Annotated in this window: 29 protein-coding genes and 1 pseudogene; 18 read left to right on the top strand and 12 right to left on the bottom strand. The window is 68.7% G+C overall.

All coding sequences use genetic code 11. The annotated features are described in order from the left end of the window. Positions 1-14: 14 nt before the first annotated feature. On the bottom strand, positions 15-746 hold the full coding sequence (locus ACFQE5_RS10220; RefSeq protein WP_379584604.1) for a hypothetical protein: 732 nt from the start codon (positions 744-746) through the stop codon (positions 15-17). A 230-nt stretch (positions 747-976) separates the two neighbouring features. Here ACFQE5_RS10220 and ACFQE5_RS10215 point away from each other — a divergent pair, with 230 nt between their 5' ends. Next, complete coding sequence (locus tag ACFQE5_RS10215) at positions 977-1,312, top strand: YnfA family protein (protein WP_379584603.1); 336 nt, start codon at positions 977-979, stop codon at positions 1,310-1,312. 247 nt (positions 1,313-1,559) lie between these two features. Beyond that, complete coding sequence (locus ACFQE5_RS10210; RefSeq protein WP_379584602.1) at positions 1,560-2,846, top strand: DUF418 domain-containing protein; 1,287 nt, start codon at positions 1,560-1,562, stop codon at positions 2,844-2,846. Here the strand turns inward: ACFQE5_RS10210 and ACFQE5_RS10205 are convergent. Continuing rightward, the gene (locus tag ACFQE5_RS10205) at positions 2,806-3,462 is read right to left on the bottom strand and encodes a DUF1345 domain-containing protein (RefSeq protein ID WP_379584601.1); all 657 of its coding nucleotides are present in this window, start codon (positions 3,460-3,462) and stop codon (positions 2,806-2,808) included. The genes ACFQE5_RS10210 and ACFQE5_RS10205 overlap by 41 nt on opposite strands. A gap of 152 nt (positions 3,463-3,614) precedes the next feature. Next, on the bottom strand, positions 3,615-4,052 hold the full coding sequence (locus tag ACFQE5_RS10200; RefSeq protein ID WP_379584600.1) for a MarR family winged helix-turn-helix transcriptional regulator: 438 nt from the start codon (positions 4,050-4,052) through the stop codon (positions 3,615-3,617). A 394-nt stretch (positions 4,053-4,446) separates the two neighbouring features. On the opposite strand from ACFQE5_RS10200, the gene ACFQE5_RS10195 reads away from it, so the two are divergent. The 5 genes and pseudogenes from ACFQE5_RS10195 to ACFQE5_RS10175 all read left to right on the top strand — a co-directional run bounded on the left by ACFQE5_RS10195 (position 4,447) and on the right by ACFQE5_RS10175 (position 8,243). Next, a complete protein-coding gene (locus ACFQE5_RS10195) occupies positions 4,447-5,565 on the top strand; it encodes a cupin domain-containing protein (protein WP_379584599.1) in 1,119 nt (372 codons plus the stop codon). After that, a complete protein-coding gene (locus ACFQE5_RS10190) occupies positions 5,562-6,404 on the top strand; it encodes a fumarylacetoacetate hydrolase family protein (RefSeq protein WP_379584598.1) in 843 nt (280 codons plus the stop codon). The genes ACFQE5_RS10195 and ACFQE5_RS10190 overlap by 4 nt, the downstream gene beginning before the upstream one ends. Beyond that, a complete protein-coding gene (locus tag ACFQE5_RS10185) occupies positions 6,401-7,102 on the top strand; it encodes a maleylpyruvate isomerase family mycothiol-dependent enzyme (protein ID WP_379584597.1) in 702 nt (233 codons plus the stop codon). The genes ACFQE5_RS10190 and ACFQE5_RS10185 overlap by 4 nt, the downstream gene beginning before the upstream one ends. A 54-nt stretch (positions 7,103-7,156) precedes the next feature. Beyond that, a pseudogene (locus ACFQE5_RS10180) lies at positions 7,157-7,486 on the top strand (AraC-like ligand-binding domain-containing protein); the annotation flags it as partial. Further along, positions 7,452-8,243 carry an AraC family transcriptional regulator gene (locus ACFQE5_RS10175; RefSeq protein WP_379584596.1) on the top strand — a complete coding sequence of 264 codons (792 nt, stop codon included), beginning with the start codon at positions 7,452-7,454 and terminating at the stop codon, positions 8,241-8,243. The pseudogene ACFQE5_RS10180 and the gene ACFQE5_RS10175, both read left to right, overlap by 35 nt. A gap of 57 nt (positions 8,244-8,300) precedes the next feature. Here ACFQE5_RS10175 and ACFQE5_RS10170 read toward each other — a convergent pair whose 3' ends face one another. From ACFQE5_RS10170 to ACFQE5_RS10155, 4 genes are all read right to left on the bottom strand, one after another. Then, positions 8,301-9,776, bottom strand: a complete 1,476-nt coding sequence (locus tag ACFQE5_RS10170) for an aldehyde dehydrogenase family protein (RefSeq protein ID WP_379584595.1) — start codon at positions 9,774-9,776, stop codon at positions 8,301-8,303. Next, positions 9,773-10,333, bottom strand: a complete 561-nt coding sequence (locus ACFQE5_RS10165; protein ID WP_379584594.1) for an NADPH-dependent FMN reductase — start codon at positions 10,331-10,333, stop codon at positions 9,773-9,775. The genes ACFQE5_RS10170 and ACFQE5_RS10165 overlap by 4 nt, the downstream gene beginning before the upstream one ends. Positions 10,334-10,341: 8 nt before the next feature. Beyond that, on the bottom strand, positions 10,342-11,487 hold the full coding sequence (locus tag ACFQE5_RS10160; RefSeq protein ID WP_379584593.1) for an LLM class flavin-dependent oxidoreductase: 1,146 nt from the start codon (positions 11,485-11,487) through the stop codon (positions 10,342-10,344). Positions 11,488-11,651: 164 nt separating this feature from the next. Further along, the gene (locus ACFQE5_RS10155) at positions 11,652-12,842 is read right to left on the bottom strand and encodes a PucR family transcriptional regulator (protein WP_379584592.1); all 1,191 of its coding nucleotides are present in this window, start codon (positions 12,840-12,842) and stop codon (positions 11,652-11,654) included. Between the two features lie 367 nt (positions 12,843-13,209). On the opposite strand from ACFQE5_RS10155, the gene ACFQE5_RS10150 reads away from it, so the two are divergent. Beyond that, on the top strand, positions 13,210-14,544 hold the full coding sequence (locus tag ACFQE5_RS10150; protein WP_379584591.1) for a thiolase family protein: 1,335 nt from the start codon (positions 13,210-13,212) through the stop codon (positions 14,542-14,544). A 22-nt stretch (positions 14,545-14,566) separates the two neighbouring features. On the opposite strand, the gene ACFQE5_RS10145 is transcribed toward ACFQE5_RS10150, so the two are convergent. Further along, positions 14,567-15,082: a VOC family protein gene (locus ACFQE5_RS10145; RefSeq protein WP_379584590.1), complete on the bottom strand. Its 516-nt coding sequence runs from the start codon at positions 15,080-15,082 to the stop codon at positions 14,567-14,569. 787 nt (positions 15,083-15,869) lie between these two features. Beyond that, on the bottom strand, positions 15,870-16,418 hold the full coding sequence (locus ACFQE5_RS10140; RefSeq protein WP_379584706.1) for a very short patch repair endonuclease: 549 nt from the start codon (positions 16,416-16,418) through the stop codon (positions 15,870-15,872). A gap of 124 nt (positions 16,419-16,542) precedes the next feature. On the opposite strand from ACFQE5_RS10140, the gene ACFQE5_RS10135 reads away from it, so the two are divergent. Further along, positions 16,543-17,778, top strand: coding sequence for a DNA cytosine methyltransferase (locus tag ACFQE5_RS10135; protein ID WP_379584589.1), 1,236 nt, complete (start codon positions 16,543-16,545; stop codon positions 17,776-17,778). A 121-nt stretch (positions 17,779-17,899) separates the two neighbouring features. On the opposite strand, the gene ACFQE5_RS10130 is transcribed toward ACFQE5_RS10135, so the two are convergent. Then, a complete protein-coding gene (locus ACFQE5_RS10130; RefSeq protein ID WP_379584588.1) occupies positions 17,900-18,838 on the bottom strand; it encodes a NaeI family type II restriction endonuclease in 939 nt (312 codons plus the stop codon). A gap of 206 nt (positions 18,839-19,044) precedes the next feature. Between ACFQE5_RS10130 and ACFQE5_RS10125 the strand changes: the two genes are divergently transcribed. Continuing rightward, on the top strand, positions 19,045-19,815 hold the full coding sequence (locus ACFQE5_RS10125; protein ID WP_379584587.1) for an HNH endonuclease: 771 nt from the start codon (positions 19,045-19,047) through the stop codon (positions 19,813-19,815). A 152-nt stretch (positions 19,816-19,967) separates the two neighbouring features. Here ACFQE5_RS10125 and ACFQE5_RS10120 read toward each other — a convergent pair whose 3' ends face one another. Both ACFQE5_RS10120 and ACFQE5_RS10115 read right to left on the bottom strand, forming a co-directional pair. Continuing rightward, positions 19,968-20,774 carry a protein phosphatase 2C domain-containing protein gene (locus ACFQE5_RS10120; protein ID WP_379584586.1) on the bottom strand — a complete coding sequence of 269 codons (807 nt, stop codon included), beginning with the start codon at positions 20,772-20,774 and terminating at the stop codon, positions 19,968-19,970. Continuing rightward, entirely contained in the window at positions 20,774-21,610 is an 837-nt protein-coding gene (locus ACFQE5_RS10115) for a hypothetical protein (RefSeq protein WP_379584585.1), read from the bottom strand. The genes ACFQE5_RS10120 and ACFQE5_RS10115 overlap by 1 nt, the downstream gene beginning before the upstream one ends. Positions 21,611-21,730: 120 nt before the next feature. On the opposite strand from ACFQE5_RS10115, the gene ACFQE5_RS10110 reads away from it, so the two are divergent. The 8 genes from ACFQE5_RS10110 to ACFQE5_RS10075 all read left to right on the top strand — a co-directional run bounded on the left by ACFQE5_RS10110 (position 21,731) and on the right by ACFQE5_RS10075 (position 25,410). After that, the gene (locus ACFQE5_RS10110; protein ID WP_379584584.1) at positions 21,731-22,126 is read left to right on the top strand and encodes a hypothetical protein; all 396 of its coding nucleotides are present in this window, start codon (positions 21,731-21,733) and stop codon (positions 22,124-22,126) included. Further along, a complete protein-coding gene (locus ACFQE5_RS10105) occupies positions 22,123-22,377 on the top strand; it encodes a hypothetical protein (protein WP_379584583.1) in 255 nt (84 codons plus the stop codon). The genes ACFQE5_RS10110 and ACFQE5_RS10105 overlap by 4 nt, the downstream gene beginning before the upstream one ends. 269 nt (positions 22,378-22,646) lie before the next feature. Then, positions 22,647-22,835, top strand: coding sequence for a hypothetical protein (locus ACFQE5_RS10100; RefSeq protein WP_379584582.1), 189 nt, complete (start codon positions 22,647-22,649; stop codon positions 22,833-22,835). A 3-nt stretch (positions 22,836-22,838) separates the two neighbouring features. Next, positions 22,839-23,180 (top strand): hypothetical protein, encoded by a 342-nt coding sequence (locus ACFQE5_RS10095; RefSeq protein WP_379584581.1) that lies wholly within the window; start codon positions 22,839-22,841, stop codon positions 23,178-23,180. Further along, the gene (locus tag ACFQE5_RS10090) at positions 23,180-23,368 is read left to right on the top strand and encodes a hypothetical protein (RefSeq protein ID WP_379584580.1); all 189 of its coding nucleotides are present in this window, start codon (positions 23,180-23,182) and stop codon (positions 23,366-23,368) included. The genes ACFQE5_RS10095 and ACFQE5_RS10090 overlap by 1 nt, the downstream gene beginning before the upstream one ends. Before the next feature lie 97 nt (positions 23,369-23,465). Further along, the gene (locus ACFQE5_RS10085; RefSeq protein WP_379584579.1) at positions 23,466-24,881 is read left to right on the top strand and encodes an FtsK/SpoIIIE domain-containing protein; all 1,416 of its coding nucleotides are present in this window, start codon (positions 23,466-23,468) and stop codon (positions 24,879-24,881) included. Then, a complete protein-coding gene (locus ACFQE5_RS10080) occupies positions 24,881-25,096 on the top strand; it encodes a hypothetical protein (RefSeq protein WP_379584578.1) in 216 nt (71 codons plus the stop codon). The genes ACFQE5_RS10085 and ACFQE5_RS10080 overlap by 1 nt, the downstream gene beginning before the upstream one ends. Next, a complete protein-coding gene (locus tag ACFQE5_RS10075) occupies positions 25,093-25,410 on the top strand; it encodes a hypothetical protein (protein ID WP_379584577.1) in 318 nt (105 codons plus the stop codon). Before ACFQE5_RS10080 ends, ACFQE5_RS10075 begins: the two co-directional genes overlap by 4 nt. The last annotated feature ends 84 nt before the right edge of the window (positions 25,411-25,494 follow it).

Here is a 25,494-nt window from a genome sequence, read left to right as displayed (position 1 = left end):
CCCGGGGCTGATTCTCAGCCCGGTTCGGCCATGGGATTCCAGTCGGTCAGCCCGCTGACGTCGTTCTCCCGCAGGGCCCGCAGGTAGCCCCACACCGCACGGCCACCCTTGACGCTGCCGTGGTGACACGCGAGTGTCACGGGACCGACCGCCTCGATCTTGTCCAGCGCCGAGTCCAGGTGCCGCTTCGAGGGGAAGATCCCGATGGCCCGGTAGGCGTCGAGCATGGCGTCGCTCTCGTCGCGGTCGATCACCGCAGGGCCGTCGCCGAGGGAGATGAACACGTCGGAGCAGAAGACGGTTCCGGTGGCCGCGTCGTAGGCCAGCATCGAGTCCCACTGATGGACGTATGGCGTGACGAGAAAGCGCAGCCGGTGCGCCCCCAGGTCCAGTTCCGTGTTCTCGTCGGCGGCAACGGGATCACGAATGGCGAAGTCGGACAGGTTGAGCGCGGCTCCGATCGGGCTGCCGACCGGTTCGGCGTGCGGGGCGCGTTCGAGGAACCGGTTGAGCGCGCCCGACTCGTCCCCCTCCAGGTGCGGCACGACGATGTACCTCAGCGCCACCGGGTCGAGCAACCGGCTCACCGCGTCCCAGGCATCGTCGAAGGTCTTGCGGTACCCGGTCTCGATCAACGTCGGCTGGTCGTCGCGGATAAGGAAGAAGCTCGTGGTGACGGGACTGCCGGGGGTCGCACCGAGGTCGATGCGGAAGATCTCGGGCGCGATCTCGTCGACGGTGGCCATGGCCTCGCCCCTCTCGCCTCGAGTTGGCGATGGGCCAACGATAGGCGCGAGGTGGAACGGGCACCAGGCTCCACGCTGCGTCATGGCTCCATAAATGCGCTGGGCAGGCCGCCCCGTGGACGTTATGGAGCCATGATGCGCTGGACGAGTGGTAGGGCATCCGTCGCAGCCGACCGGCAACCGTGCCCTGCTCGCGATGCCGGAGCCGGAACGCGATCTACGCTGACGGCGTGACCGTCGCGCGCTCGATCGTCCTGTTCGTTCTCGCGGCGCTGGCCGAGATCGGTGGCGCCTGGCTGGTGTGGCAGGGCGTGCGGGAGAACCGCGGCTGGCTCTGGATGGGCGCCGGCGTGATCGCGCTGGGAATCTACGGGTTCGTCGCGACGCTGCAGCCCGACGCGCACTTCGGCCGCATTCTCGCTGCCTACGGCGGGGTGTTCGTAGCGGGTTCGCTGCTCTGGGGCGTCGTACTCGACGGCTTCCGCCCCGACCGATGGGACATCACCGGTGCGCTGATCTGCCTGGTCGGCGTCGCCGTCATCATGTACGCCCCGCGTGCGCTCTGAGGCCGTCCCGGCCACGATCCGCTTGCTCCCACGACGTGGAGGTCGCTGCGGTGGATCGGCGACGCCGAGGATCTGGGGCTACCCCCAACTCAGGTCGGGGGCTCTCGCCCGGCGACTCTGGGGTGGACACCCTCGACTGAGCCGGCCACCGACGCGAGTCTGGGTATGTCCCTGACCGGGCAGACCACCGGCTCGATCGGCTTTTCCTGCTCATCTCGAATGGAGCGACTCCGTGACGGACTCCAGCATGAGCGGGTCTTCCGCTCCGGGCGCCATCTCGGTATCCGCTCGGTCGCTGGCGCCGGATCTGGCGCGCGGCGCGATGCTGCTGTTCATCGCATTGGCCAATGCTCCCGGCTTTCTGTACGGCCATCCCAAGGGTGTGCGAGGGTATCGCATTCCGGACGCGATTCCGGACAAGGTGGTCGTGCTGCTGCAGATGGTCGCGGTCGATGGCCGCGCTTATCCGATGTTCGCGTTTCTGTTCGGTTATGGCATGATTCAGATGCTCCGCCGGCACACCTCTGTCGGAGTTGACCCGGTGACGATCCGAAAATTGATCCGCCGGCGCGGCTGGTGGTTGGTGACCTTCGGTTTTCTGCACGCGCTACTGCTTTTCTCCGGAGACATCCTGGGTGCGTACGGGGCGCTCGGGGTCATGCTCGCCGGGGTGCTGACGCGCGTGAGCGACCGGACGCTGCTGCTCGCGGCGGCGGTGTGGATGGTGCCGGTGACGACGCTGGGCGCGGTGGCGCACTCGGTCAGCCCTGATCACGGGACCGCGGCCACCACCACGAACGCGGTGATGGCCGTCGCGGACCGCGTCGGGGAGTGGCTGCCTGGCGTGCTCCTCAACTCCGTGATCAACCTGGTGCCACCGCTGCTGCTCGGGATCTGGGCGGCGCGCCGCCGAGTGCTCGATGACCCCGAAAGGCATCGACGTCTGCTGGTGCGGGTCGGGGTCCTCGGCGCCGGGTTGGCTGTCGGGGGTGGACTGCCGATGGCGCTGATGGGGGCCGACTGGTGGCAGGTGCCCTCGGCAGAGGCATTGGTGCTGGTCGCGGCGGTGCATACGGTCACGGGCTATGCGGGCGGGATCGGGTACGCCGCGATCGCCGGGCTTGTCGCCATCCGAGTGGGCCAGCGCCACGGGAGGGTCGTCACCGCGCTGGCGGCCTGCGGTCAGCGGTCGCTGACCTCATACCTGCTGCAGTCGGTGGTGCTCGTCTCGGTGCTGGCTTCCTACGGTGGTGGCCTGGGGGACCATCTGACGGTGGCGCCGGTCGCCGTGGTGGCAACCGCGACGTGGGCGATGACCGTACTGTTGGCCGAGTTCATGCGCCGACGGGGTCAGCGGGGGCCTGCCGAGGTGCTTCTGCGTCGCCTGACCTATCGCGAGCCGACTGTCGGCCGGACCACGCGGCAGCCCACCGCCGTTGCGCGAGCTCATGACCGTTCGCACCGGGGAAGGCAGGCGGGGATCAGCGGTCCGGCTAGCCGACCAGGATTTCGCCACCCGGTCCGCCGCTCATGATGGTATTCACCGCGAGAACGATGATGAGCGCGTTCAGGAAGAAGCTGAACGTCGTGTGCCAGACGACCGTCCACCGCATCCGCGAGTCGACGACGAGTACATCGGATACCGAGAAGTTCGTGCCATTCGTGAACGCGAAGTACGCGAAGTCGGTCCGCCGTGGATCCGGGGTCCGGGGAAACTCGAGCGGTCGCCGACTCGTGCTGCTCGCGTGGTAACGATGGTAATAGATCTGGGCGTATCCCCAGTGGAAGAGCGCCCACGACAACACCATCGCCCACACCGCGATGATCTCAACGGCACCCTGCCACCGGGGTTCATTTCGCAACACGATCATCTCTGCTGCCGCGCCGAGACCCACCAGGCTCGACAGGAACGTGCCGACGGTCGCGATGGCGCGCGATGCCCGGCTCGCTCGGAATCTCGCACCGAACGATTCGACGTCATCGGCGGGTCGCCGCAGCGACAGCGACAGCGAGACCAGCACGACCACCCAGTAGACCGAGCCGAGAAGACACCAGGAAATCAACTGAAGGATCGCGGTCTCGTGATCGCCGTTGACGATGAACGTCAGACCCAGAACGACGAGCCCGAGTTGCGTCAGGACGCCGAGCACGTGCCCGGCGGCCCGGAGAGCAGCGCCGACGTGACCCCAGGCCCGTCGCAGCGTTCCACCCACATCGAGAGGGTATCGGGACGAGCGCATCGTCCTGGCGGCCCGGCGATGGAGGCGGTCAGATAAATGCTGGAGTACCGGGCAGGAAATGCTCAGCGGCCGGATTCCTGGGACAGGATCCGATCGATGTGGGCGAGCAGATCGGTACGGTCTGACTCCGAGAGGGTTCGGGTCAGGCGTGCATTGACCTCGTGCACGGACGGTACCACCTCGGCGAGCAGCGTTCGTCCCTCCTCGGTCAGTTCGAGTAGATAGCGCCGGCGATCGCGGTCGTCCCGCCGCCTGCGGACCCGACCTGTCCTGATCAGCCTGTTGACGACGTCAGCCCCGGTCGAGGAGTCGAGCGCGACCAACGAACAGAGCTTCTGTTGGTGAATGCCCGGGTGGGCGGCGAGCGTGGCCAGCACACCGAACTGGGGAGGGGTGAAGACGCCACCGAGCTCGCTTTCCCAGATGCTGTCGTGCAGTTGGTGCAGGCGCCGAATCATGAATCCCGGCATCGAATGAATCTCGATCTCTTCACCGTTCATCGACATGATCAGACTATTCACCTCGAGCCGCGACTGCCTGGGCTTGCGGAAGGGTCGGAGAGCGTGTCAAGCGGTTCACGCTATCGACGCTTCAGCAGATGTCTCTACTGAGGACTATATCTGTGCGCAGTGACGCATACCGCGAGGCCGGTCGAAGCCTCGTCGTGACGAGGGGCCCACGGGACGACGCGCCGCGCGGGTGGGGTCGACGACCGGCCGGGCGCGTCGGCGCCGTCGCCCGGCCGGTATGGCGACCGTCACGCCAGAGGGGCCGGGTGGTGCTCGCGCTTGCCGCGGCGGGCGACGACCCCTATCGTACGTATACGTACGAATTCTGGCGGTCGAATCGCTCAGGCGATTCCGCCGGATCCATGACTCCCGGAAGGGGCCTTCGATGAGCGCATCCACCGCCTCGCCGGTTCGTCTCACCGCGCTCGACGCGCCGGGCCAGCCGACGCCCTCGCCCGAGCTGGAGGATCTCTACCGCGGCTTCGAACGAGAGCTGCTGGTCCCGCTGTGGACCGAGATCGGTGACCTGATGCCGGCCAGCCCGCGGCCGCAGGCGGTCGCGCACCGGTGGCGCTGGGCGGGCCTGGTCGAGCTGGCGCGGCGCTCCGGGGCGCTGGTGCCGGTCGGTCGCGGCGGTGAGCGCCGGGCGATCGCGCTGGCCAACCCCGGTCTGGGTGGGGCACCGTTCGCCACCCCGACGCTGTGGGCGGCGATCCAGTACCTCAACCCGCGCGAGGACGCGCCGGTGCACCGGCACACCCAGCACGCGTTCCGGTTCGTCGTCGAGGGCGAGGGGGTGTGGACCGTCGTCGACGGCGACCCGGTCGCCATGCGGCGCGGTGACTTCCTGCTCACCCCCGGCTGGTCCTTCCACGGTCACCACAACCAGGCCGAGGTCCCGATGGCGTGGCTCGACGGGCTGGACATCCCGTTCGTCCACTACACCGGCTCGACGTTCTTCGAGTTCGGTCCCGAGGAGGTGAACGACCGCTCGACCCCCGCGCGCTCGCGGGCGGAGCGGTTGTGGAGCCACCCCGGGCTGCGTCCGGTCGCCCTGCCCGGATCCCGGCCGAGCTCGCCGATCGCGGCCTACCGCTGGGAACACACCGACGCGGCGCTGGCCGACCAGCTCGCGCTGGAGGTCGAGGGGCACCCGGGCGTGGTCGAGCCGGGTCACGCCGCGGTCCGTTACACCAACCCGACGACCGGCGGTGACGTCATGCCGACCATCCGCGCCGAGATGCACCGGCTGCGTCCCGGCGTGCGCACCGCCACCCGCCGCGAGGTCGGATCGGCGGTCTGGCAGGTCTTCGACGGCGCGGGCCGGGTTCGCGTCGGCGAGCAGGAATGGGCGGTCGAGCGGGGCGACCTGGTCGTCGTGCCGTCCTGGGCCCCGCTGACCCTCACCGCCGACACCCGGCTGGACCTGTTCCGCTTCGCCGACACCCCGATCTTCGAACGGCTGTACGCCGACCGCGTGCAGCTGGAGGGAGCACCCAGATGAGACTGACCACCCTGCGCACCGCCGACGGGACCCGCGCCGCTCGCGTCGAGGATGACGTCGCCATCGAGCTCGACGCCCCCGACGTCGGGGCGCTGCTGGCCACTGAGGGCTGGCGCGACGCCGCCGCCACCGGCGGGACCCGGCACGACCTGGACAGCGCCGACCTCGCCCCACTCGTGCCGCGGCCCGGCAAGATCGTGTGCGTCGGCCTCAACTACCGCAACCACATCCTGGAGATGGGGCGCGAGCTGCCGACGTATCCGACCTTGTTCGCGAAGTTCCCCGAGGCGCTCATCGGCCCGGCCGACCCGATCGCGCTCGACCCCGCCTCGCAGGCCGTCGACTGGGAGGCCGAGCTGGCCGTCGTCGTCGGAGCACGGGTCCGGCGCGCGGACGACGCCACGGCGGAAGCCGCCATCGCCGGTTTCTCGGTGCTCAACGACGTCACCATGCGGGATTGGCAGTACCGCAGCCCGCAGTGGTTGCAGGGCAAGACCTTCGAGGCCACCACCCCGTTCGGCCCCGTGCTGGTCACCCCCGACGAGCTGCCCGGCGGGGTCCGGCCCCGCCTGGCGATCACCGGGTCGGTCGACGGAGAAACGGTGCAGCAGGCCAACACCGCCGACCTGGTCTTCGATCCCGTCGCGCTGATCCGCTACGTCTCGGAGATCGTCACCCTCAACCCCGGCGACGTCATCGCCACCGGCACCCCCGGCGGCGTCGGGCACGCCCGCAAACCCCCGCGTTACCTGACCGACGGCGCCGTGCTGGTCACCCAGATCGACGGGATCGGGCGGCTGGAGAACCGCGCCCGCTCGGCGGCGGTGGTGTCGGGATGACGCTCGCCGCCGAGACCATCCGAACCACCGGGTGGGTCATCGAGGGAACGGCGCTGCTGCTGCGGGGACTCGACGGACTGACCGAGGACGACCTCGACACCGAGACCGCGTTGCCCGGCTGGACCCGGCGCCACCTACTCGCCCATGTCGCATCCAACGCGGAGGCGATCGGCAGGCTCGTGACCTGGGCCCGGACCGGGCGAAGGACCCCGATGTACGCCTCGGCCGAGCAGCGCGCCGCCGACATCGAGGCGGGTGCCCGTCGCCCCGCGGCTGAGCTTCGCGCCTGGGTGCGACAGTCGGCCGACGAGCTCGCCGAGGCGTTCTGGGCGCTGCCGGACGCCGCCTGGCAGACCGAGGTCGTCACCGCGCAGGGCCGGACGGTCCGGGCCACCGAGGTGCCCTGGATGCGCGCCCGCGAGGTCTGCGTGCACGCGGTCGACCTGGGCACCGGGATCGGCTTCGCGGACCTGCCCGAGGGGTTCTGCGCCGCGCTGATCGCCGACATCGCGGCCTGGCGAGGGACCCGCCGGAACGGTCCGGCGCTCACCCTCGCGGCCCTCGACGGCGACGCACCATGGACGATCGACGGGTCCGGCGAGCCTCGGGCCGTCACGCTGCCCGTCGCCGAGCTCGCCGCCTGGCTGGCCGGGCGTCCGGCACGGGCGGGCCTTCCCAAGCTACCCCCGTGGCTCTAGCCGTTTCGGCCGCGAGGATCGTGTAGGTCGATCGCGTCGCAGGTGGAGGTCCCGATGTTCCTCTCGTCAGCCACAGCCGCGCCCGCTGTCACGGAGCCGCTGCGGCAGTACGGCCGTCTGCGCACTGCGGATGTGGCGGTGGCCCAGGAGGTCGTCGCCGACGTCTACGAACCGCACATCCTGGAACCGGTGCGCCCGTCCCAGCTCGACGCCCGGCTCAACGCGGTGCAGACGGGAGGCCTGACCCTCGGCTACCTTACCTACCGGACCGAGACACGCATCACGCTTCCCCCCAGCGAACGCTGGTACCACGTGAACATCACGCTGTCCGGCAGCAGCCGGGTGGCCCGTGAGGACGGCCCCCGCGGGACCACCGCCGGCATGTGCAGCGCCGCGATCCTGCTTCCGCATCGCGCCCAGCGCATCGACTGGGGCGGCGGATGCGGCCCAGTTCGCGCTCAAGGTTCCCCGGGCGGACCTGGAGGGGCAGCTCGCCGAGCTGGCCCGCCGACCGGTTGCCGACCCGATCGACTTCGACCTGGTCATGAACCTGACCACGCCGGCCGGGAAAGGGTTGCTGCGGTGCATCGACTTCGTGCGCACCGAATGGGATGAGGGCGGGATCCTGACGAGGAACGCGGACTCGCGCCGGCATCTGGAAGCCATGATCCTGACGAACCTTCTCGCCGCCGCGACCGGTCCGCATCAGCGGCTGCTCCAGGAGGCCACGGACACCCCGACGCCGGCCGCGTTGCGCCGCGCGCTGGACTACATCCACGGCCACGTCCGGGACCTGCCGACGCTGGCCGATCTGACCGCCGCCGCCGGGGTGGGCGCACGAACGCTTCAACTGCAGTTCCTCCGCAACCTCGGCTGCACCCCCCTGCGGTACCTGCGTGACCTGCGGCTCCGGTCGGCGCGGGCCGAGCTCCTGCATCCCCGATCGGCCGACCTGATGGTCAGCGAGGTCGCCACGGACTGGGGCTTCTACAACTTCGGGCGGTTCGCCTCGCTCTACCGGTCCGTCTACGGGGAGCCGCCGTCGGAGACCCTGCGGCGGGCGTTGGGCGACGGTGGGCCGACCGCGGACGCCCCGGGGGGCCGGCGGCCCGCGCAGCGCACGGCGGCGGCGCACCGATGATCGGGCGCCGCCACCGTGCGGTTCCGGCCCCGCCGGGATGCCCGCCATTTCGACAGCTCAGACGACCTGGACGATGTGCTTGTACTCCTGGAACTCCTCCAGGGCCCGATTGCCGTTGAGGCGGCCGAGGCCGCTCTGCTTGTAGCCGCCCTCCTCGAACTGGTCGAGCACCACGGCCCAGCCGTTCGTCCACACGGTCCCGGCGTCCAGGGCGTCGGCCATCCGCAGCCCCCGCGCGCCATCGCGGGTCCACACCGAGGCGGCCAGCCCGTACTCGGTGGCATTCGCCATCCGCACGGCCTCCTCCTCGGTGGTGAACACCTCGAAGGTGGCCACCGGGCCGAACAGCTCCTGCTGCACGAGCGGGGAGTCGGTGCTGCGCACCCCGAACAGCGCCGGGCGGAAGTAGGCGCCCTTCGCCAGGCTCTCGTCGTCGGGGCGGCCGCCGCGCACGATCACCTCGGCGTCACCGAGGCTCTCCTCGATCAGCGCTTCCAGCCGGTCCCGGCCGGCGAGGTCGATGAGCGGCCCCATCTGCGAGCCCTCGGCGTCCCCGGGACCCACCCGCACCTCGGTGAGCGCCGCGGCCAGCCGGGTCCGCACCTCGTCGGCCACCGAGGCCTGCACCAGGACCCGGCTTCCGGTCATGCAGAACTGTCCGGTGAAGGTCGTGATGCCGGCGACGATCGTGCCGACGGCCGCGTCCAGGTCGGCGTCCGCGAACACGATCATGGGTGTCTTGCCGCCGAGCTCGAGCGAGAGCCGCTTGAGGGTCGCGCCCGCGTTGGCCATGATCTGGCGCCCGACCCGGGTGCTGCCGGTGTAGCTCAGCGCGGCCACGTCCGGCGAGTCGACCAGCAGCTCGGCGCCCGTGCTGCCGGATTCGGTGAACACGTTCAGCACCCCGGCCGGCAGGGACGGGCACTCGGCCAGCAGCTCGGTGAGCCGGGTGTTGACCAGCGCGGTCTGCGCCGCCATCTTCATCACGACCGTGCATCCCGCGGCCAGCGCCGGGGCGAACGACCGGACGGCGAGCACGACCGGTGAGTTCCACGGGACGATGACGCCGGCGACGCCGACCGGTTCGGACAGCAGGATGGAGTAGACGCCGGGGCGCACCCGGCCGCCGCGACCCGAGTCGGTGAGTGCCTGGGCCGCGTAGTAACGCAGCTTCGAGGGGGTGAGGCTGAGCTCGAACCGGGCCTCGGGCAGGATCTTGCCGTTCTCGCGGGCGAGCAGCAGGGCCAGCTCGTCGGTCGCGGCCTCGATCCGATCGGCCATCTCGTTCAGGACCTGCGCCCGCAGCTGGCGGTTCGCTCGCCACTCGTGCGTCGCGAAGGTCTGCTTCGCGACGCGAATGGCCTCCCGCACCTGTGCCTCGTCCGCCTCGTAGTAGGTGCCGAGCACCTCCCCGGTCGCGGGCGAACGCGACACCCCGGTGGTGGCCGAGGCAACCCACTGGCCGCCGATGAAATTCCGGGCCGGTGCGGTGTCCTGGCCGGTCGGACGGGTGTCGGTGACGCTACTGGTCATGTCTTCTTCCTTGTGAAACGGACCGTCAAGGGGTCCGGTCCGAAGTGCCGGCCGGACAGGTTCTCGGCGAGGACGACCAGTTGGTCGGCGAACTCCCGGAGATCGGCCAGCGCCTCCGCGTCGACCTCGGCGGCGCCGAACACGCGGTCGACGAAGAAGGCGCTGTTGGGGGCGGTCAGGGCGCCGAACCAGCTCAGGATGTCACGCAGGTGCCGTTCGGCGGACAGGAAATGGTGCGGGGCCGCCGCGACCGTGAGAATGCCCACCGGCTTCGACCGCAACGCCTCGTTCGGCAGCATGTCGATCAAGAGCTTGAGCGTGCCGGTGATCGATCCGCGGAACACGGGCGAGGCGAGCACGACCGCGTCGGCCCCGCTGATCCTCTCCACCGCGTCGTCGCCCCACGTGGCGACGACCGGAGCGACCGGGTTCTCCGGCTCGATCCGGTCCACGACCCAGTTGGGATGGCGGTCGCGGACATCCTGCTCAAGGAGCCCGAGGGCGCGGGCGAGCTTTCCGGGAGGCGTCGGGCTTCCATAAACCGTCGTCAGCCTCATGGCCGCATTCACTTCCGCAGGCCGGCTTCCCGCATCAGGGGAAGGATTCGCTCGCCGAAGTAGGGGAGCTCCTCGACGTAGTCGAGAAAGCCCACCATCATGCCGTCGACGCCGGCGTCGGAAAGCTCGACCAACTGCTCGACGACCTGCTCCGGCGTGCCGATCAGCGGGTATCCGCCGTAACCGAGGATGAACCGCTCCTGGAGGGCCTTGATCTTCTCGAACGATCCGCTCTCGGTCCCGAGACCGCCCGAGACCATGCGGGCCACCTCCCAGTCGCCCTTCTCGAGAATGCTGTTCAGAAAGGCCTTGGTCTCCTTTTCGGTGTCGCGGGAGACGATGTTGCCGTAGCCGAGGATCCCGAGGTCACGCCCCAGGTTCTGGGCGATCGAGCGGACCCGGGTCGCGGTGCTGCGAGCCTCCTGGGGATCGGCGAAAGCGATGAAGTTGAAGTCGCATTCGCGTGCGCAGAACTCCAGTCCGGCCGGCGAGTTCCCGGCGTTCACCAGCACGGGGTACGGCTTCTGGATCGGCTTCGGGTCGGACTGGGCGTCCTTGATCTCGAAGAACTCGCCGGCGAAGTCCACACTCCCGTCCTCGGTCCACATGCGCTTCACGATGTTGATCCACTCGGATCCGTACCGGTAGCGCGCATCGTGTTCCCGCTGGGTCCCGCCGAACATCTCCATCTCGGCCTTGTACCAGCCCATGGTCATGTTGAGGCCGAACCGACCGTTGGAGATGTGGTCCACGGTGACCGACTCCTTGGCAGCGACGAGGGGATGCTTCGTCGGGACATGCGTGGTCGAGAAGACCATGATGTTCTCGGTCGCCTGGGCCAGGCCGGCCGCCCAGGTGTGCGTCTCGAAGTTCGAGCCGTTGAAATTCGTCTCGCCGCCCATGCCGCGGTACCTGGCCACCGGCAGCATGGCCTCGAAGCCGAGTGCGTCGGCGATCTGAGCGATCTTCTGCGTGTGCTCCCAGGTGAGCTCGTACGAGCTCTCGGCGTGCGTGGCCATGAGGCCGTGGCTGCAGTTCGCCCCGAAGATCCCCAGCTTCATCTTGTTCTCGTTGAACATCGGGACGCCGCTCGCGCGACGGGCCTCGACCAGTTCCTCGTAGGTGAGGACGGGTGCAGCGACGGTGGCGGTCATATCAACTCCTCGCTGAGCAGCGGTGACGCCGCATTCACGGCGTGCGGCGGTTTCGGGAAACGTAGGCCGAGGGCCGGAATCGGGACTATGCGTGAAACGAAGGAGCGCAGGCCATCAAACGAAGCCCCGCTGGGTGATCGAGCGGGCGGCGGGGCGACCCGGGGTCAGGGTCCGGGTTGGCGGCGGATGCGGGCGTACTGCAGGGCCCACCAGACCTCGAACGCGGTACGGGTGTCGTGCAGGTCGGCGCCGGTGAGTGCCTCGAAGCGCTGGAGGCGGTAGCGCAGGGTGTTGACGTGCACGGACAGGGCGCGGGCCGTGGTCGGGATCGACCGGCGGTGGTCCAGGTAGACCTGCACGGAATGCAGGATGGTCGCGGACAGGCCGGAGCCGGCGTGCACGCTGGCCGCGTACCGGCGGTACAGCATCTCGCCGAGCCGTTCGTGATCGGCCACGGCGGCGCGCAGCGAGAGCCGCGCGGCGTCCACGACCCCGCGCAGGTCGAAGCGGGCGGCGATCTCCAGGTGCCGGGTGGCCTCGACGAAGGCCGTGTGCAGCCCGGTCGCCGACACCGGGCCATCGATGGCGATCAGGGCATGGTTCGGGCCCTGGTCCGGGGGGCGGGCGATGATCCCGGCGACGTCCTCGCCGATCAGCCCGAGCAGTGGTGGGTGGTGTGCGGCGGCGGTCGCGCGTTCGAGCGAGGGGATCAGCTCCACGGCGTCGCGGCCCGGCGTCATCGAGCGGGCCCGGATCACCCAGTACTCCCGGTCGGTGCGCAGGCCGTGGGCGGCGCCGCCCTCGACGAGCTCTCCCGGCCGGAGGGTGCCGGTCAGCACGTTGTGCAGGAAGGTGAGCCGCTCGCGTTCCTCCCGCCGCACCAGGTCCAGCTCGACCTGGTGACGGGCTGACACGAGCTCGGTGCTGAACCGGTCGGTCAGCTCCCAGAGTCTGCGAGTGCCCGCGAGCACGGCGTCGAGTGGGATCGACAGCGCCGCCGCCGCGTCGAGGAATGCGTCGCGCAGCACGCCGAGCACCGCCCGGTAGGCGGCGACGACATCGTCGGACGGGATGCCCTGCAGCGCTCGACGGCGCCCGCTGTCGCGCTCGTCCTCCTCGATCTGTGGGGGCAGCCGCGCGTCGCCGCGCAAGCTGGTCACGACGCGCAGCACGTTGCGCTCGCAGGAGCGGCGCAGATCCTCCGCCGGTACCCGGCGGTAGGAGGGGAACCGGTTCAGCGCGGCCAGCTGCTGCGCCACCAGCTGCCCGGACTGCTCCTCGAGTCGCTGTGCCACGCGGGCCAGCCCGTCCTGCCGGTCGTCGCCCATCGCTCTGCCGCCCTTCTTCGTAGCCACCTACGAAACGTGCGGGAAGGACTCATTTCGGCGTCCATGGTGACCACAGGTGCGGCCACCATAGCCTCGGGTCGGGACAAGTCCCGGTGATACATGCGGACGCGAACAGTGGTCCGCCTGGCCGGGCCGTCGCTTGCAGCACTACCAACGAGGACTTATATCCGGAACAGGGGACATCCTTGACCGCCACGGCCACCTTCGCGAACGCCTCACCCGGTGGTTCGGCGGTCAGTGGGCGACGCCGAGTCCTCGCCGGTGCCACGACCGGGACGCGATCGAGTGGTACGGCTTCGCCGCATACCGTTTCGTCGCCTCCTACAGCTGGGCGGGATGCGTCCCGTTCGGCGACCCGACCGCCCTGCGCGCCGTGGCGGTCCCGCCGTTCGTGCGCGACGCCGACCTGCACACCACAACCTGGAAAGGGCTCCTGACCATGCGTGAGGCCTACATCGTCGCCGTCGCCTGCACCCCGTTCGGCAAGCATCGCGACCTCGGTTTTCGGGAGCTCGCCCGGCAAACCCTGGACCTGCTGGTCGCCGATGGTGGACCGGCGGGGGACGCGGTGGCGACCGAGTTGGACACGCTGTGGTTCGGCAACTGCTTCATGGACGCCTGGGGCCAGCGCAACCTGCGCGGACAGGTGGCGCTGGTCGAGCTCGTCGACGAGGGGAGGCTGCCGGCCCGGTTGCCGGTGACGAACGTCGAGGCGGCCTGCGCGACCGGCTCGCTGGCCCTGCACGGGGCGGTGCGTGATGTGCGCAGCGGTGAGGCGGAGCTCGCGCTCGCGCTGGGCATCGAGAAGCTCGTGCTGCCCGAGGACGCAACTGGGCCCACGGCGCTGCGGCTGATCGAGGGCTGCACCGACAACCTCACCCGGGACCGCCTGGTGCGGACCTACCAGGAGGCTGCCGAGACGGTGGGTGAGACCTTCGCGGTCGGCGCCGACCGCAGCCTGTTCATGGACACCTACGCCACCCAGGCGTTGCTGCACATGAAGCGATACGGCACCACCCGCGAGCAGCTCGCCGTGGCCAGCGCGAAGAACCACAACTACGGTGCGCTGAACCCGTTGGCGCAGTATCGGTTCACCACAACCCCGGACGCGGTGCTGGCCGACCGGGAGGTCTCCTACCCGTTGACCCGGGCGATGTGCTCCCCGATCGGGGACGGCGCCGCGGCGGCGCTGGTCTGCTCCGGGGACTGGCTGGCCGCGCAGCCAGCCTCGGTGCGCGAGCGGGCGGTGCGGGTCCGGGCCACCGCCGCCGCAGGCGGCACCTACCTGCGCACCCCGGACGTGCCGACCCTGTCGTACGAGGCCGCCCGCCGGGCCTACCGCCGGGCCGGTATCACCCCGGCGGAGGTGGACGTCGCCGAGGTGCACGACGCCACCTCGTTCGGCGAGATCCTGCAGGTGGAGATGCTGGGCTTCTGCGCGCCCGGCCAGGGCGGGGCGTTCGTCGCCGACGGGGCGACCGGACCGGGCGGCAGCCTGCCCGTCAACACCTCCGGCGGGCTGGTCTCCAAGGGACACCCGATCGGCGCCACCGGGCTGTCGATGACCTACGAGCTGACCGTCCAGCTGCGCGGCGAGGCCGGTGCCCGGCAGGTGCCCGACGCCCGGATCGGTCTGGCCGAGAATGGCGGCGGAGTGATCGGGCTGGAGGAGGCGACCTGTGCGGTGACCATCTTGGAGCGGATGTGATCATGTGCGGTCGGTGGTGGGCCTACCGCTCGATCGACTGCTCGGCGTTCCACTGCCGCATCCGATCCGTGAACTCCTGATCGGCCAGCTCGGGTGGGCGCCCGGCGGTGAAGATGACCGTGTAGCCGTTCGGGTCGACGGTGGTCAGATCACGGCTGTTCCACGGTGTGTCGATCGGGCCCTCGACTCGGCCGCCGCCATGCGCCCGGGCCCGCTCAGCGAGCGCGTCGATCTCGCCGTACACCGCGGCAAAGCTCACCGCGCACCCCGAGCCCGGCGTAACGGGTCCAGCGGCGGGACGAACCAGGAGGTCCTGGAACTGCCAGCGCCGCAGGTGTACCAGCGCTGGCCGTCCGTCCGGGCCGGGCACCGTGAACAGGTTGACGAAACCGAGCCCATCGACGTACCAGCCCAGGGTGGCGTCAAGGTCGACCGCGCTCAGCGAGACGAACATCGGCATTCCGTAGATCGCGCGGCTGATTCCGGGTGCCTGTGCGTCGAGGGCCGGTACGGGGACTGGCGAGAGGATGTCGCTCATGCCGTCGATGGTCAAGCCTCCAGCGGGTGGAGAGTCAAACGGGACCGGTTGTGAGCGTGCGCACGCGGGATCGGTCGACTCGTGCGGGCGGCGATCCCCTGCACGACAAAGGCCCTGGTCGTGCGCTCACGATTGAGCGTCTGACCAGGGCCTTCGTGTGGTCGGGGTGACAGGATTTGAACCTGCGACCTCTTCGTCCCGAACGCGGACGCGGGCTATCGGGCAGTGTCGTCCTATGCCGCCGCATGCGGCCTGACCTGCGCGTCCGTGCTAGCGGGTCCTGTGACGTGACGGACGCTGGCGAGCCGTTCGCTCCGGGTTTGCTCCGGCGCCACGTTAGGTAAGGTCACGCGTCGAACCCCAACTTGGAAGACTGCCTCGCGGGCCACTCCTCCAGTCCTGACCTGTGCCCGAACGTGCAGCGGCATGCGCCGAGTGCCTATCGCTGACCCCGGGTAGTTGCACGCTAGTTGTACGCGGGACCACCGGTGTCTGTCCCCACGCTGGGATCTGTGCGGCATCCCGTCGACCTAGCGCAGTCCGACCGCGCGGTGCTCCGGGCGCAGCCTGCCGCCCGACCGCCACCGATCATGCCGAGCCTGCGCCTGGAGCACTGTGTGGTAGCCCTCGGGGAGGTCGATCGGGATGCCGCACCTCTCCCACCCCACCCGGTCCCCGCCCGGCCCTGCCCGGCCATCCTGGAGACCTGCCCGCCCGGCGAGGGCAGCCTTGCCACGGACAGGCACCGCCGCTTCGTCGGCCACGCGCTCAACGGCGGACCTCGGGATTATGAGGCGGGGCTTACCCCGTCACCTACACGCAATCCGCCAGCCTCAGCAGCTGCAGCCGGGGACTGTCGGGGGTCGCCTGTAGCTTCGAAGATATGTTCGATAGAGGCGCGCACAGCTCCTTCGACCGTCGACACGGCACGATCGAGATCTTCGTGTTCCCAGATCCGGATGACGCACCACCCGGCGTCCCGAAGAGCGCTGTTCACCGTCTGGTCTCGCTCCATGTTCCTTCGGAGCTTCGGAGACCAGTACCAATCGTTGGTCGCCGGGTAGCGCCCATGCTGGGGACAAACGTGCCAGAAGCACCCATCAACGAACACCGCCACCTTTCGCGCTGTGAAGACGATGTCGGGGCGGACTCGGCCAACGCCCTCAAGCCGCAAGAGGAGATCCTTCCGGAACCTCAGGCCTCGACGGTGGAGGGCGCTCCGCAGCATCGTCTCCGGCTTGGTGTTCGCCCGGCGGTTCGCCTGCATGTTCCGCGACCGCCCCTCGTTCAGAGGCGCCGGGTAGAGACCCTGCTCATGAGCACGTTGCCGCAGCATGTCGCGGTCGTTGTCCGACACGGATGTAGTCAACCCCAGACGGTCCCACGTTTGCTCAGCTCGCTGGGGCAAGATACCCGTCGGAACCTCGAGCGGACCGCCGCCATCTCTGGAGGGAGTGCCAGTGTCGCTTAACGTTGTCGAGATCTGCGCTGGTGCAGGTGGTCAGGCTCTCGGCCTCGAGGAAGCGGGATTTGAGCACGAGCTCGCGGTCGAGCTTGACGCCCATGCCTGCCAGACCCTCCGTGAGAACAGGCCGAGCTGGAAGGTCGCCGAGGGCGACGTCGCTGACCCTGACGTCTGGAACCCGGCAGCTTACCGAGGCGTGTCACTCCTTGCTGGCGGGGTTCCTTGCCCCCCTTTCACCATCGCAGGCAAGCAGCTCGGCGCTACCGACGAACGTGACCTGTTCGCGTGGGCCGTAGAGCTGGTTGCGACCGTTCAGCCACGCGCTCTGCTCCTCGAAAACGTTCGTGGCCTCAGCATGCCTCGGTTTGCCGGTTATCGGCAGCACGTTCTCGACAGGCTCGCAGCCCTCGGATACGTCGGCGAGTGGCAGCTTCTTCAGGCCTCTGACTTCTCAGTACCTCAGCTCCGGCCCCGTTTCGTGCTCGTCGCGCTTAGGCCTGAGGATGCACCGTATTTCGCCTGGCCTCAGGCCCAGGGCGCCCCACCCACGGTGGGCGAGACTCTCCTCGACGCGATGAGCGTGGACGGCTGGGAGGGAGCTGAAGATTGGGCACGTAAGGCAAACAAGATTGCTCCCACGATCGTCGGCGGCTCCAAGAAGCACGGCGGAGCCGACCTCGGGCCGACACGGGCTAAGCGCGCATGGGCCGAGATGGGGGTTGACGCTCTCGGAGTTGCAGACAACCCTCCGCGGGCTGGGGACAGGTTCAACGTCGGCCCGAAGCTGACAGCTGATATGGTCGCCCAGATTCAAGGTTGGGAGCCAGGCTCCTGGACCTTCAGCGGTCGAAAGACAGCAAAGTATCGACAGATCGGTAACGCCTTTCCTCCGCCAGTCGCCGCCGCCGTCGGACGCTCCATTAAGCGCGCACTAAACCACGAAGGTGTCGCGACCGAGCGAGCGTCTGTCGAACACGATCCCGTTTACAAGATATTGCGGTCCGTTGACGACTTTATGACTCATTCACAAATCGAACGGGCGATCGGCACCGCAATCGAGTTACCCGATTTAGAGCGACGCATCAGTCTCCTGAGTCGGGACTTCGATCTCGAAATCAGGAATGGCCAAGGCCCCGTTGCCTACCGACTGGGAGCGTTCCGCGCCTTTCTTGGCCAAGAAGGCCACGTCCGAAACGAACTCTTCCTGTCGAACCGCTCCCGGATCAGCTAGCATTCCATTGCGAGCTGGGGCTAAGGGCGCGATGTAAATCGATGCGAGTGGTGCCGGTGCGCAACAACGCGCACCGGCATAGTACCCGAAACCCCGATTCAGATACGCGGCCTCCGGCCCCTCAGGATCTAGGAATCAGTGGCGCAGGGACAACAGGGTCATTGGGGTTCGCGATCACCCAAGCCAGACCATTGATGACAGCCTGCGGACGAGGGTCTCCTGTAGGTGCAGGGACAACTCTCGTTGAGATGAACTCCCCCTTAGTAGGACGGGGCAGACCCAGAGCCTCCGCAACATCGGGGTCATTATCCTGATGTCCAAGGACCAGAATTCCCTCCGGCTGCAGCTTGGTGCGAGCACCTCCGTTAGAACGAGCACGCTTCATGAAGTCGTCCTGCTGCGCCACCGTGGCAAGGACCGCGCGCCGCACAATCCTCCCCTGTACGGAGCGGAACAACTCGTTGACGCGAGCCTGTCCGTGCTGATTACCTGTGCGAGCTTTAGCCGAGAAGATCCTCTCGACAACACCGACGGGCAGGTGAAGGAGAAGGTTCTCTGCAAGTTCGCCCCGACCGCCCCAGAGCGGTCTAACGTAGCTATGACCTTCCTTAGATAAGCTCCGCTTCCCGTCACGATTTGGGCGCCGCATGAATCGTTCATCAACCCGGAAGAGCCCTGCAGACCAAGCACTTACTGAATCATCTGCCCAGAGCCCCAGACAGATATGATTTATGGACTCAGGCGGTAGCATCCACGAGTACGGAGACATTGAGAACTTGCAGTCTACTTCGATTCCAGCGATCCTATAGTCGAGCTTCAGACCGTCATCAAAGTTGAATTCCCTGTGGAGATTTATCTCCACCAAGGTGCCCATATGAGTTTTCTCGGTCTTATGTAGGGACTCATATCTCCACCGGCCCGTCCGCTGACCGTCATATAGCTGGTCAAGCGTTTCTCGAATTACGGTGGCCACCCGGGACCCGTCCGGGTCTTCCCTGTAGAGATACCTCTGCACAAGGTCGATCTCAGGGTCGTCCGCCCCTGTCGCCATGTCCACCATGCGTCTCCTGCCGTTGACTTCCGCGCCACCACAGCCTCGGGCGACGCGGGCATCAGCATGATCGCCGGCTTACGCAGAGTGATCGCGTGTACCGTCGAGCGGCAATCTCAGCAGGTCGCAGCAGCGAGCAGTCGCGCATCTCGCTTCCTCAATCAGTGACAGCCCCCATAGATGCGCCGGGCACAGTCGCCGGCTACAACTGAGGCATGAGCGAGCGCGGCCAGGGAGAGGAGTTTCCGCCGGGTGCCTACACGCCCGACGGGCGTCTCTGGTGGAAGCTCGACTTCTGGCCCGGCACGAAACGACCCTTCGGCGACGAGCGCAAGCTGGCTGCGTGGCTACAGTTCAACATAAACATCGGCGAGACGTTCACCATGCGCGACTTGCGTCAAGTGCTCGGAGCCAACGTCCCAAATGATCGAGAGCACTTCAACCGCAGATTTCGCGAGCTACGCAAGGACGGGTGGCTGTTTTCCTCATACAAGAATGCAAGCGATCTCGCACCTGACACCTATCGCCTTAAGGCAAAAGGATGGCATCCAGGGCGTGGATCCCGGCCCAAGAGAGCGGCCATTACGGCCACAATGCGCCGCAGAGTGTTCGAGCGCGACGGACGTCGTTGTGTGATCTGTTTCATTGGGGGCGGAGAGCCCTATCCAGACAACCCAGATTTGGTCGCTGTGTTGACAGTCGGCCATCGAATACCGAACGAGCGCGACCAGAGTGTGCGAAGTCTGGACGAGCTGCAGACGGAATGCCAGCAGTGTAATGAGCCTGTTCGTGATGAACTGCCGAATCCGTCCGATCTTGCTGAGGTGCTCGCAGACATTAAACGGCTGAACCGTGCGGAGCGTCTGGACTTGCTGAGGTGGCTGCGGGCTAAGCGCAGGATGCGTTCACGACTTGACGAGGTCTACGACCGAGTGCGCACTCTGCCGCCAGAAATCCAGGCAAAAGTCGTTGAGGCGCTTAGTTGAGCCGCCTCTCCGCGCCCCGAGGTGCGCCCGCTCAGCCGCGCTCGGCGGGGACCGGCCGGAGGCCGCAGCCCCGCGCGGCAGGCGCCGGAGGCGCCCTTGATCATGGATGGGAGATCTAGACACAGCGGACGCTGGGTCGCCGGGTCGGGATGTCAGTGTTGGTCGGCGGTCCAGGTGAGGAGGGTCTTGTCGTCGTGCGGCTTGGCCCGGGGCAGGGCTCGGCCGTCCGGGTCCTTCTCGGCTTCCCACTGGTGAAGGTGGCGGAGTAGGTCGCGTAGCTGGTCGGAGTTGTTGGCCGCGACGTCGTTCCACGGGATGTGGAGGTGGTCGATGAGGCGTTGTGCTCCGTCTGTTGCCAGTACCGCCCACCGCACGTCGCGGGCTGGGTATCGAGTGGTGGTCGCGTGGTGGCCGGCGTGGCTGGAGGCCTCGGCGATCCAGTAGCCGCGGTGGGTGTTGCGGGTGCGGCGTTCGGTGGCCTGGAGGTCGGCGAGGATGCGCCGGTGGGTGTGGTCGTAGCCGGTGCCGCGTTCGAGTCGTTTCCGGTAGGCCTGTCGGTGGGCGGCTCCGACGGCTTGGAGCCGGTCGTCGGTGAGTCGGTTCTCGCGGCCGTCCCGGGTGCCGATGATGATGGTGCTGTCGCCGAGGACCGCAACGTCGATGTGGTCGTCAGTCCAGCGCAGCAGGGCGACTGTGGACGACGGCGCTTCACCTGGTTCCAGACCCAGCGACGTCGCGACCGTCGCGATGGCTGCGGAGATGACCGCACGCAGGTCGGTCGGCGATCCGAGGCCGGTGCGCAGCGCGTCGAGCAGCGCATCGACATAGCGCTCGGCGGACGGGGTGTCGGAGCTGAACGGGGTGGCGCCGTCGAGCACGATGAGCCCGTCGCCGGTCGCTGCCCAACGGTCCTGACCGGGTGGTGTCCCGCCCGGCAGCGATGCGCTGTGAGTGGTCATCAGGGCCATCGTCGCGGCGGGACGACGAGGTCCAGCGCGGTGGGGTTTAGTCCGTCGAACTCGCTCGCGACGACCATGCTGAACGATCCGTCCCCCAGTTCGGACCAGAGATCAGCCACGTGCTCGGTGAGGTAGTGGGCCGCCCCGATGGAGCCCAGCGCGTGCACTCCGGCGATGTGGACGACGACGGCACCGGAGGGCATCGCGTGTCGTGCGAGGTAGGCGATGTCGGCTCGGCGCGGCTCGGGTTCGTCCATCGGGGAGAGGAACCGCTCGCCGGTCCCCCGGTCGGTGATCCCCCACCGCGCTCCGTCTCCGATCGTCATGGTGAGCAGTGGGTCCCGCTGCATCAGCATGTTGCCCACGTGCGCGGAGGCCGGACCGCACACCACGATGGCGTCACGGGAAGGCTCCCACTCCTGTAGCGGGTCGATGATCCGGCGCTCGACGGCGAACGACAGGCGCTCGGCCTCGTCGGCCAGGTGTGCGCCGGTGGCGTCGTCCTCGGTGGCGATGACGAGATCGTCGCGATCAAGCAGGCGGCGGCCGGGCAGGGCGATGTCCAAGGGGCCGACGCCGAAGAACGCCCGGTGCGCAGGCGGGGCGCTGCTGCGGATCTGGGTGATGCGGCCCTTGGTCAGGCCGAATGCGCGGGCGACCTCGGTGTAGCTGCCGCCGAGCTGGTCCCGGGCCTCCTCGACCGCGGCGCGCCGGATGCGCGCGAGTTCCACCGAACGCTGCTGGTAGGTCGCCAGCAGGTCGGTTGCACGCCGTCCGCGCCGGACCGGGTCCGGCTCCAGGCGGAGCGCGTGGAACTCGTCGTCGACATCAGCCACGACATCGAGTTTAGGCCCCTTGACAAGATGGCGCGCCGCGCGCATGCTGGTTTAGCCCCCTGAACAGCCAGGCTCACGCGGCGATCGTTTAGGGGTATTAACACGCTGAGAGGTGGGGACATGAGGGATCTTCCGGTGGTGCTGGACGGCTACAAGCTGACGGTGGTGGAGCCGCCCGCGCCGAAGACGCGGCAGGACGCGAGCGGTGCCGAGGTGCCGGTGACCGACCGGGACGGGGTGACGCAGTTCGTGGTGTCGCTGTTCGCGAAGCTCCAGGTCCAGGCGGGGCAGCGGGCCCCGAGGGGCGAGGAGATCAAGGTGACGCTGACGACCGATCCGGGTGAGGGGTTCGACGAGGACACCCGTGTGCAGCTGATCGACGCCCGGATCAACCCGTACTCGATCGAGTCGCCCGACGGGCGGACGGTCTCGGGGATCGCGTTCAAGGCGATGGGTCTCAAGCACGTCACGCCGATGCCGGTGCGGCGCGGCAAGGACGACAGGGGCGACCAGTGAGCCGCCCGGCCTTCCTCCCGTCGTCCACGGTCTCGGTGAACCTGCACGTCTACGAGACCACGATCGTCGCTGCGCGCCCGTACCCGGCCGAGGATCGGGTCACGGTCGATGTGACCGGTTCCGGTGGGACGGTGACGCTGTACCTGGGCCGCCCGGACATCGGCCGCCTGCGGGCGGTGCTGGAGCAGGCCGAGCACGAGCTGACCGACCAGCAGAACGGGGTCCGCGCGTTCAGCGGACCGGCAGCCTGACAACCGCGCCTATTTTCTTGCGGCCGGATCGTTTCCGGCAATTCCGAGCAATTCCGCGATGGGGACACCTGCGTCTCCGAACAGGGGTGATCGCCGGTGGTGTGTGGCGAATGCAGCGGTAGCCGCGCCTGCGATGTGTGCGACGGCTACGGCGACTCGGTCGACGGGACCGAGTGCATGGCGTGCAGCGGTTCGGGCACCTGTCCGGGCTGTTTCGGCGAAGGCGAGATCAGCGGCACCGGGTCGCTGACGGGAACGGAGGCAGGGCGATGAACACGACCACGAATACCCGGCCGCGGGTGACCACCGGTGTCGGGCGGCTGGTGCGGCGGCTGGAGATCGAGCGGCGGCGCTGGGCCCGCACTGAGACGCCGGTGGTCCCGACCGAGCAGGCCTGGCGGGCCGGGGTCGCGGAGGGTCTGCGGCTGGCGCAGGTCGCGATCCGCAAGGGGGTGTAGGCGGTGGCGCTCAACCTCGGTCCGCGGGACCGGATCGCGACGCTGCCGCAGGTCAACCGGCGGGCGCTGCGCAAGTACGGCGAGTTCTGGCGGGCCCTGCAGCTCGTCGGCGACGCCCTCGCCGAGGCCGAGAAGGTTGCCGCCCGGGCCATCGACGGCACGGGCAAGCGGCGCTCGGGCAAGGGTGTCTCGGCGAAGGCCGGCGTCGAGGGCCGTCACTGGTCGGTCGCCTCGCCGGAGGAGATCTCCGCGGCGGCGAAGAAGTCCCACAACTCGCTCCGCGTGATGGCCGCCTCAGCCAAGAAGTGGGAGGCCGAACTCATCTCCCGTGAATGGAGGAAATGATGTCCAAGGCTGTCGACCGGACCGTGGAGGAGCTGGACGCGGCGATGCGCGAACTGCGCCGCTGCCTGCACGGGATCCCGTACCGGACCGGTGGGTTCAAGAACACCCACGACAACCTCGCCCGCGACGTCGCCGTACTGACCGTGCATCTGGATTCGGCGCGCGGCGCGTTGCGCGAACAGAAGTGACCACCTGGGAGGTGGGACGCCCGCTGAAAGCGATTCTTGGCGGAAACACACAGCGGGCGCCCCGCTACCCGACCCGATTTCGTGAGGACTGGTAGCGATGAACAAGCGTAGTAGCGCGGCAACCCGTATCAGCGGCCCGGCCCGGCACGCCTCGCGGCGGCCCGGGCGTGAGGTCCAGGCCCTTGCCTGGCTGTTCCGGCACCCCGGCTTCCTGCTCGCCCCGGCCGCGGTCGTCGGCCTGGTCGCCCTTCTCGGGCCACTCGGGGCCGGCATCACCGTAGCCGCACTGGTCGGGGGGCTGCTGGTGTGGTGGCGAGTTCACCCGGCCACGTTCGATCGGTTCGCCGCGCCCCGGCTGCGCGCCACCTGGCGACGCTGGACCGTTTACCGCGGCCGCCGCTGGGCACAACTCATGTCCGACTGCGGGCTGACCCGCGAGCACCGGCACACCGCGGAACAGCTCGTCCCCCGCGTGCTGCGGGTGCGGTCCTCGTCACCGACGATCGACACCGTCTACGTCCGGATGGTCCGCGGGCAGGACGTCACCTTCTGGCAGGACCGCGCCTCCGTGCTTTGGGAGGCGTTGATCGCGCACCGGGTCGCGATCACCCGCCACCGCCCCGGCGTGGTGGCGATCGTCATCGAGTGGGAGCTCCCGTTCACCCGCACCATCCCGGCCCCGGACATCCCTGACCAGGCCGACGAGGTGGACCTCGGCGCGGTCGAGATCGGTGACAACGAACGCGGCGAACCCTTCACCGCACCCGTCATCGGCGGTCACCGCCTGGTCGCCGGCGCCTCCGGCTCGGGCAAGGGCTCGATCCTCTGGTCCACCCTGCGCGGAGTCGGACCGTGCATCCGCGACGGCGTCGTGCGGATCTGGATGGTCGACCTCAAGGGCGGGGTCGAGACCGAGCAGGGCGCCCCGCTGTTCCACCGCTACGCCACCTCGATGTCCGAGGCGCTGGAGCTGCTGACCGAGTTCCGCGACGCCATGCGTGACCGGCAGGACTGGATGCGCGACAACAACATCCGCACGTGCACCCCGTCGGCGGGGACGCCGGTGGAGCTGCTGGTGATCGACGAGATGGCCATGCTCACCGCCTACGGCGACCGCTCGGCCGTGCGCGACGCGCTGCGGCTGCTGGCCGAGATCATGACCCAGGGTCGGGCGTCGCTGTTCTGCGTGCACGGCTACCTCCAGGAACCGTCCAAGGACGTCCTGGACGTGCGGGAGCTGTTCACGCAGCGGATCTGCCTGGGCGTCACCGCCGCGAGCCACGTGGACATGGTGCTGGGCGAGGGCGCCCGGGAGCGTGGGGCGCTGGCCGACGAGATCCCCGGCGACGACCGGCACGCCGGGATCGGGTTCGTCATCGACCGGGGGTCACGACTGCCGGTGCGGTTCCGGGCCGCCTACGTCACCGACGACGACATCACCGAGCTGGTCCAACGCTGCGCACCCCGCGACGCCGACGTGATCGAGCTGGCCGGGGATCGGGGCGCGGCCTGATGGGCGCCACGACGCTGTGGGCCCTGCGCACCTGGGCCAAGCTCACCGTTGTCCTGCTGCTGATCGTCGGTGGCACGTGGCTCTACCTCGGCGCCGCCTCCGGCTGGTTCTGGGTCATCACCGGACTCGCCGTCGTCGCCGAGTACTACGTCGTCCGCCAGCTCGCCCGTGAATGGTCCTGGGAGGCCCGCTCCACCTGGTGGTGGTCGGCATGACCGGCACCGTGCAGGACGCGCTGTTCGGCGATCCCGCCGCACCGGCCACGACGAAACGGACGCCGCAGCGCACGACCGGAACGATCGGCGTCGACGTCGTCCAACCCGGTAAGGCCCTGGTCACCCTCGGCAGGACCGGGGCGGGCGGGACCGTGCTGCGCGACGACGGCCGATACCGGGTCGAGAACGACCACGGCGAACTCGTCGGCCACGCCAGCTCCTACCGGGCCGCTGCCCGGCTCCTGGCCCGCTACCACGGCTACGCACCCGGGCCGGTCGAGATCGAGCACGAGCACCGCATCTACGGGCACTGAAACCCCATCCGGCCCGGTCCCGCCGCTGTCGAGTCCAGCTCGCGGCGGGCCCGGCACCCCCCACCGCTTCTCACCCCGGAAGGG

The sequence above is a fragment of the Pseudonocardia hispaniensis genome (genome assembly GCF_042658695.1).
GTDB lineage: Bacteria > Actinomycetota > Actinomycetes > Mycobacteriales > Pseudonocardiaceae > Pseudonocardia > Pseudonocardia hispaniensis.
This window is presented reverse-complemented; position numbering and strand designations above follow the sequence as displayed.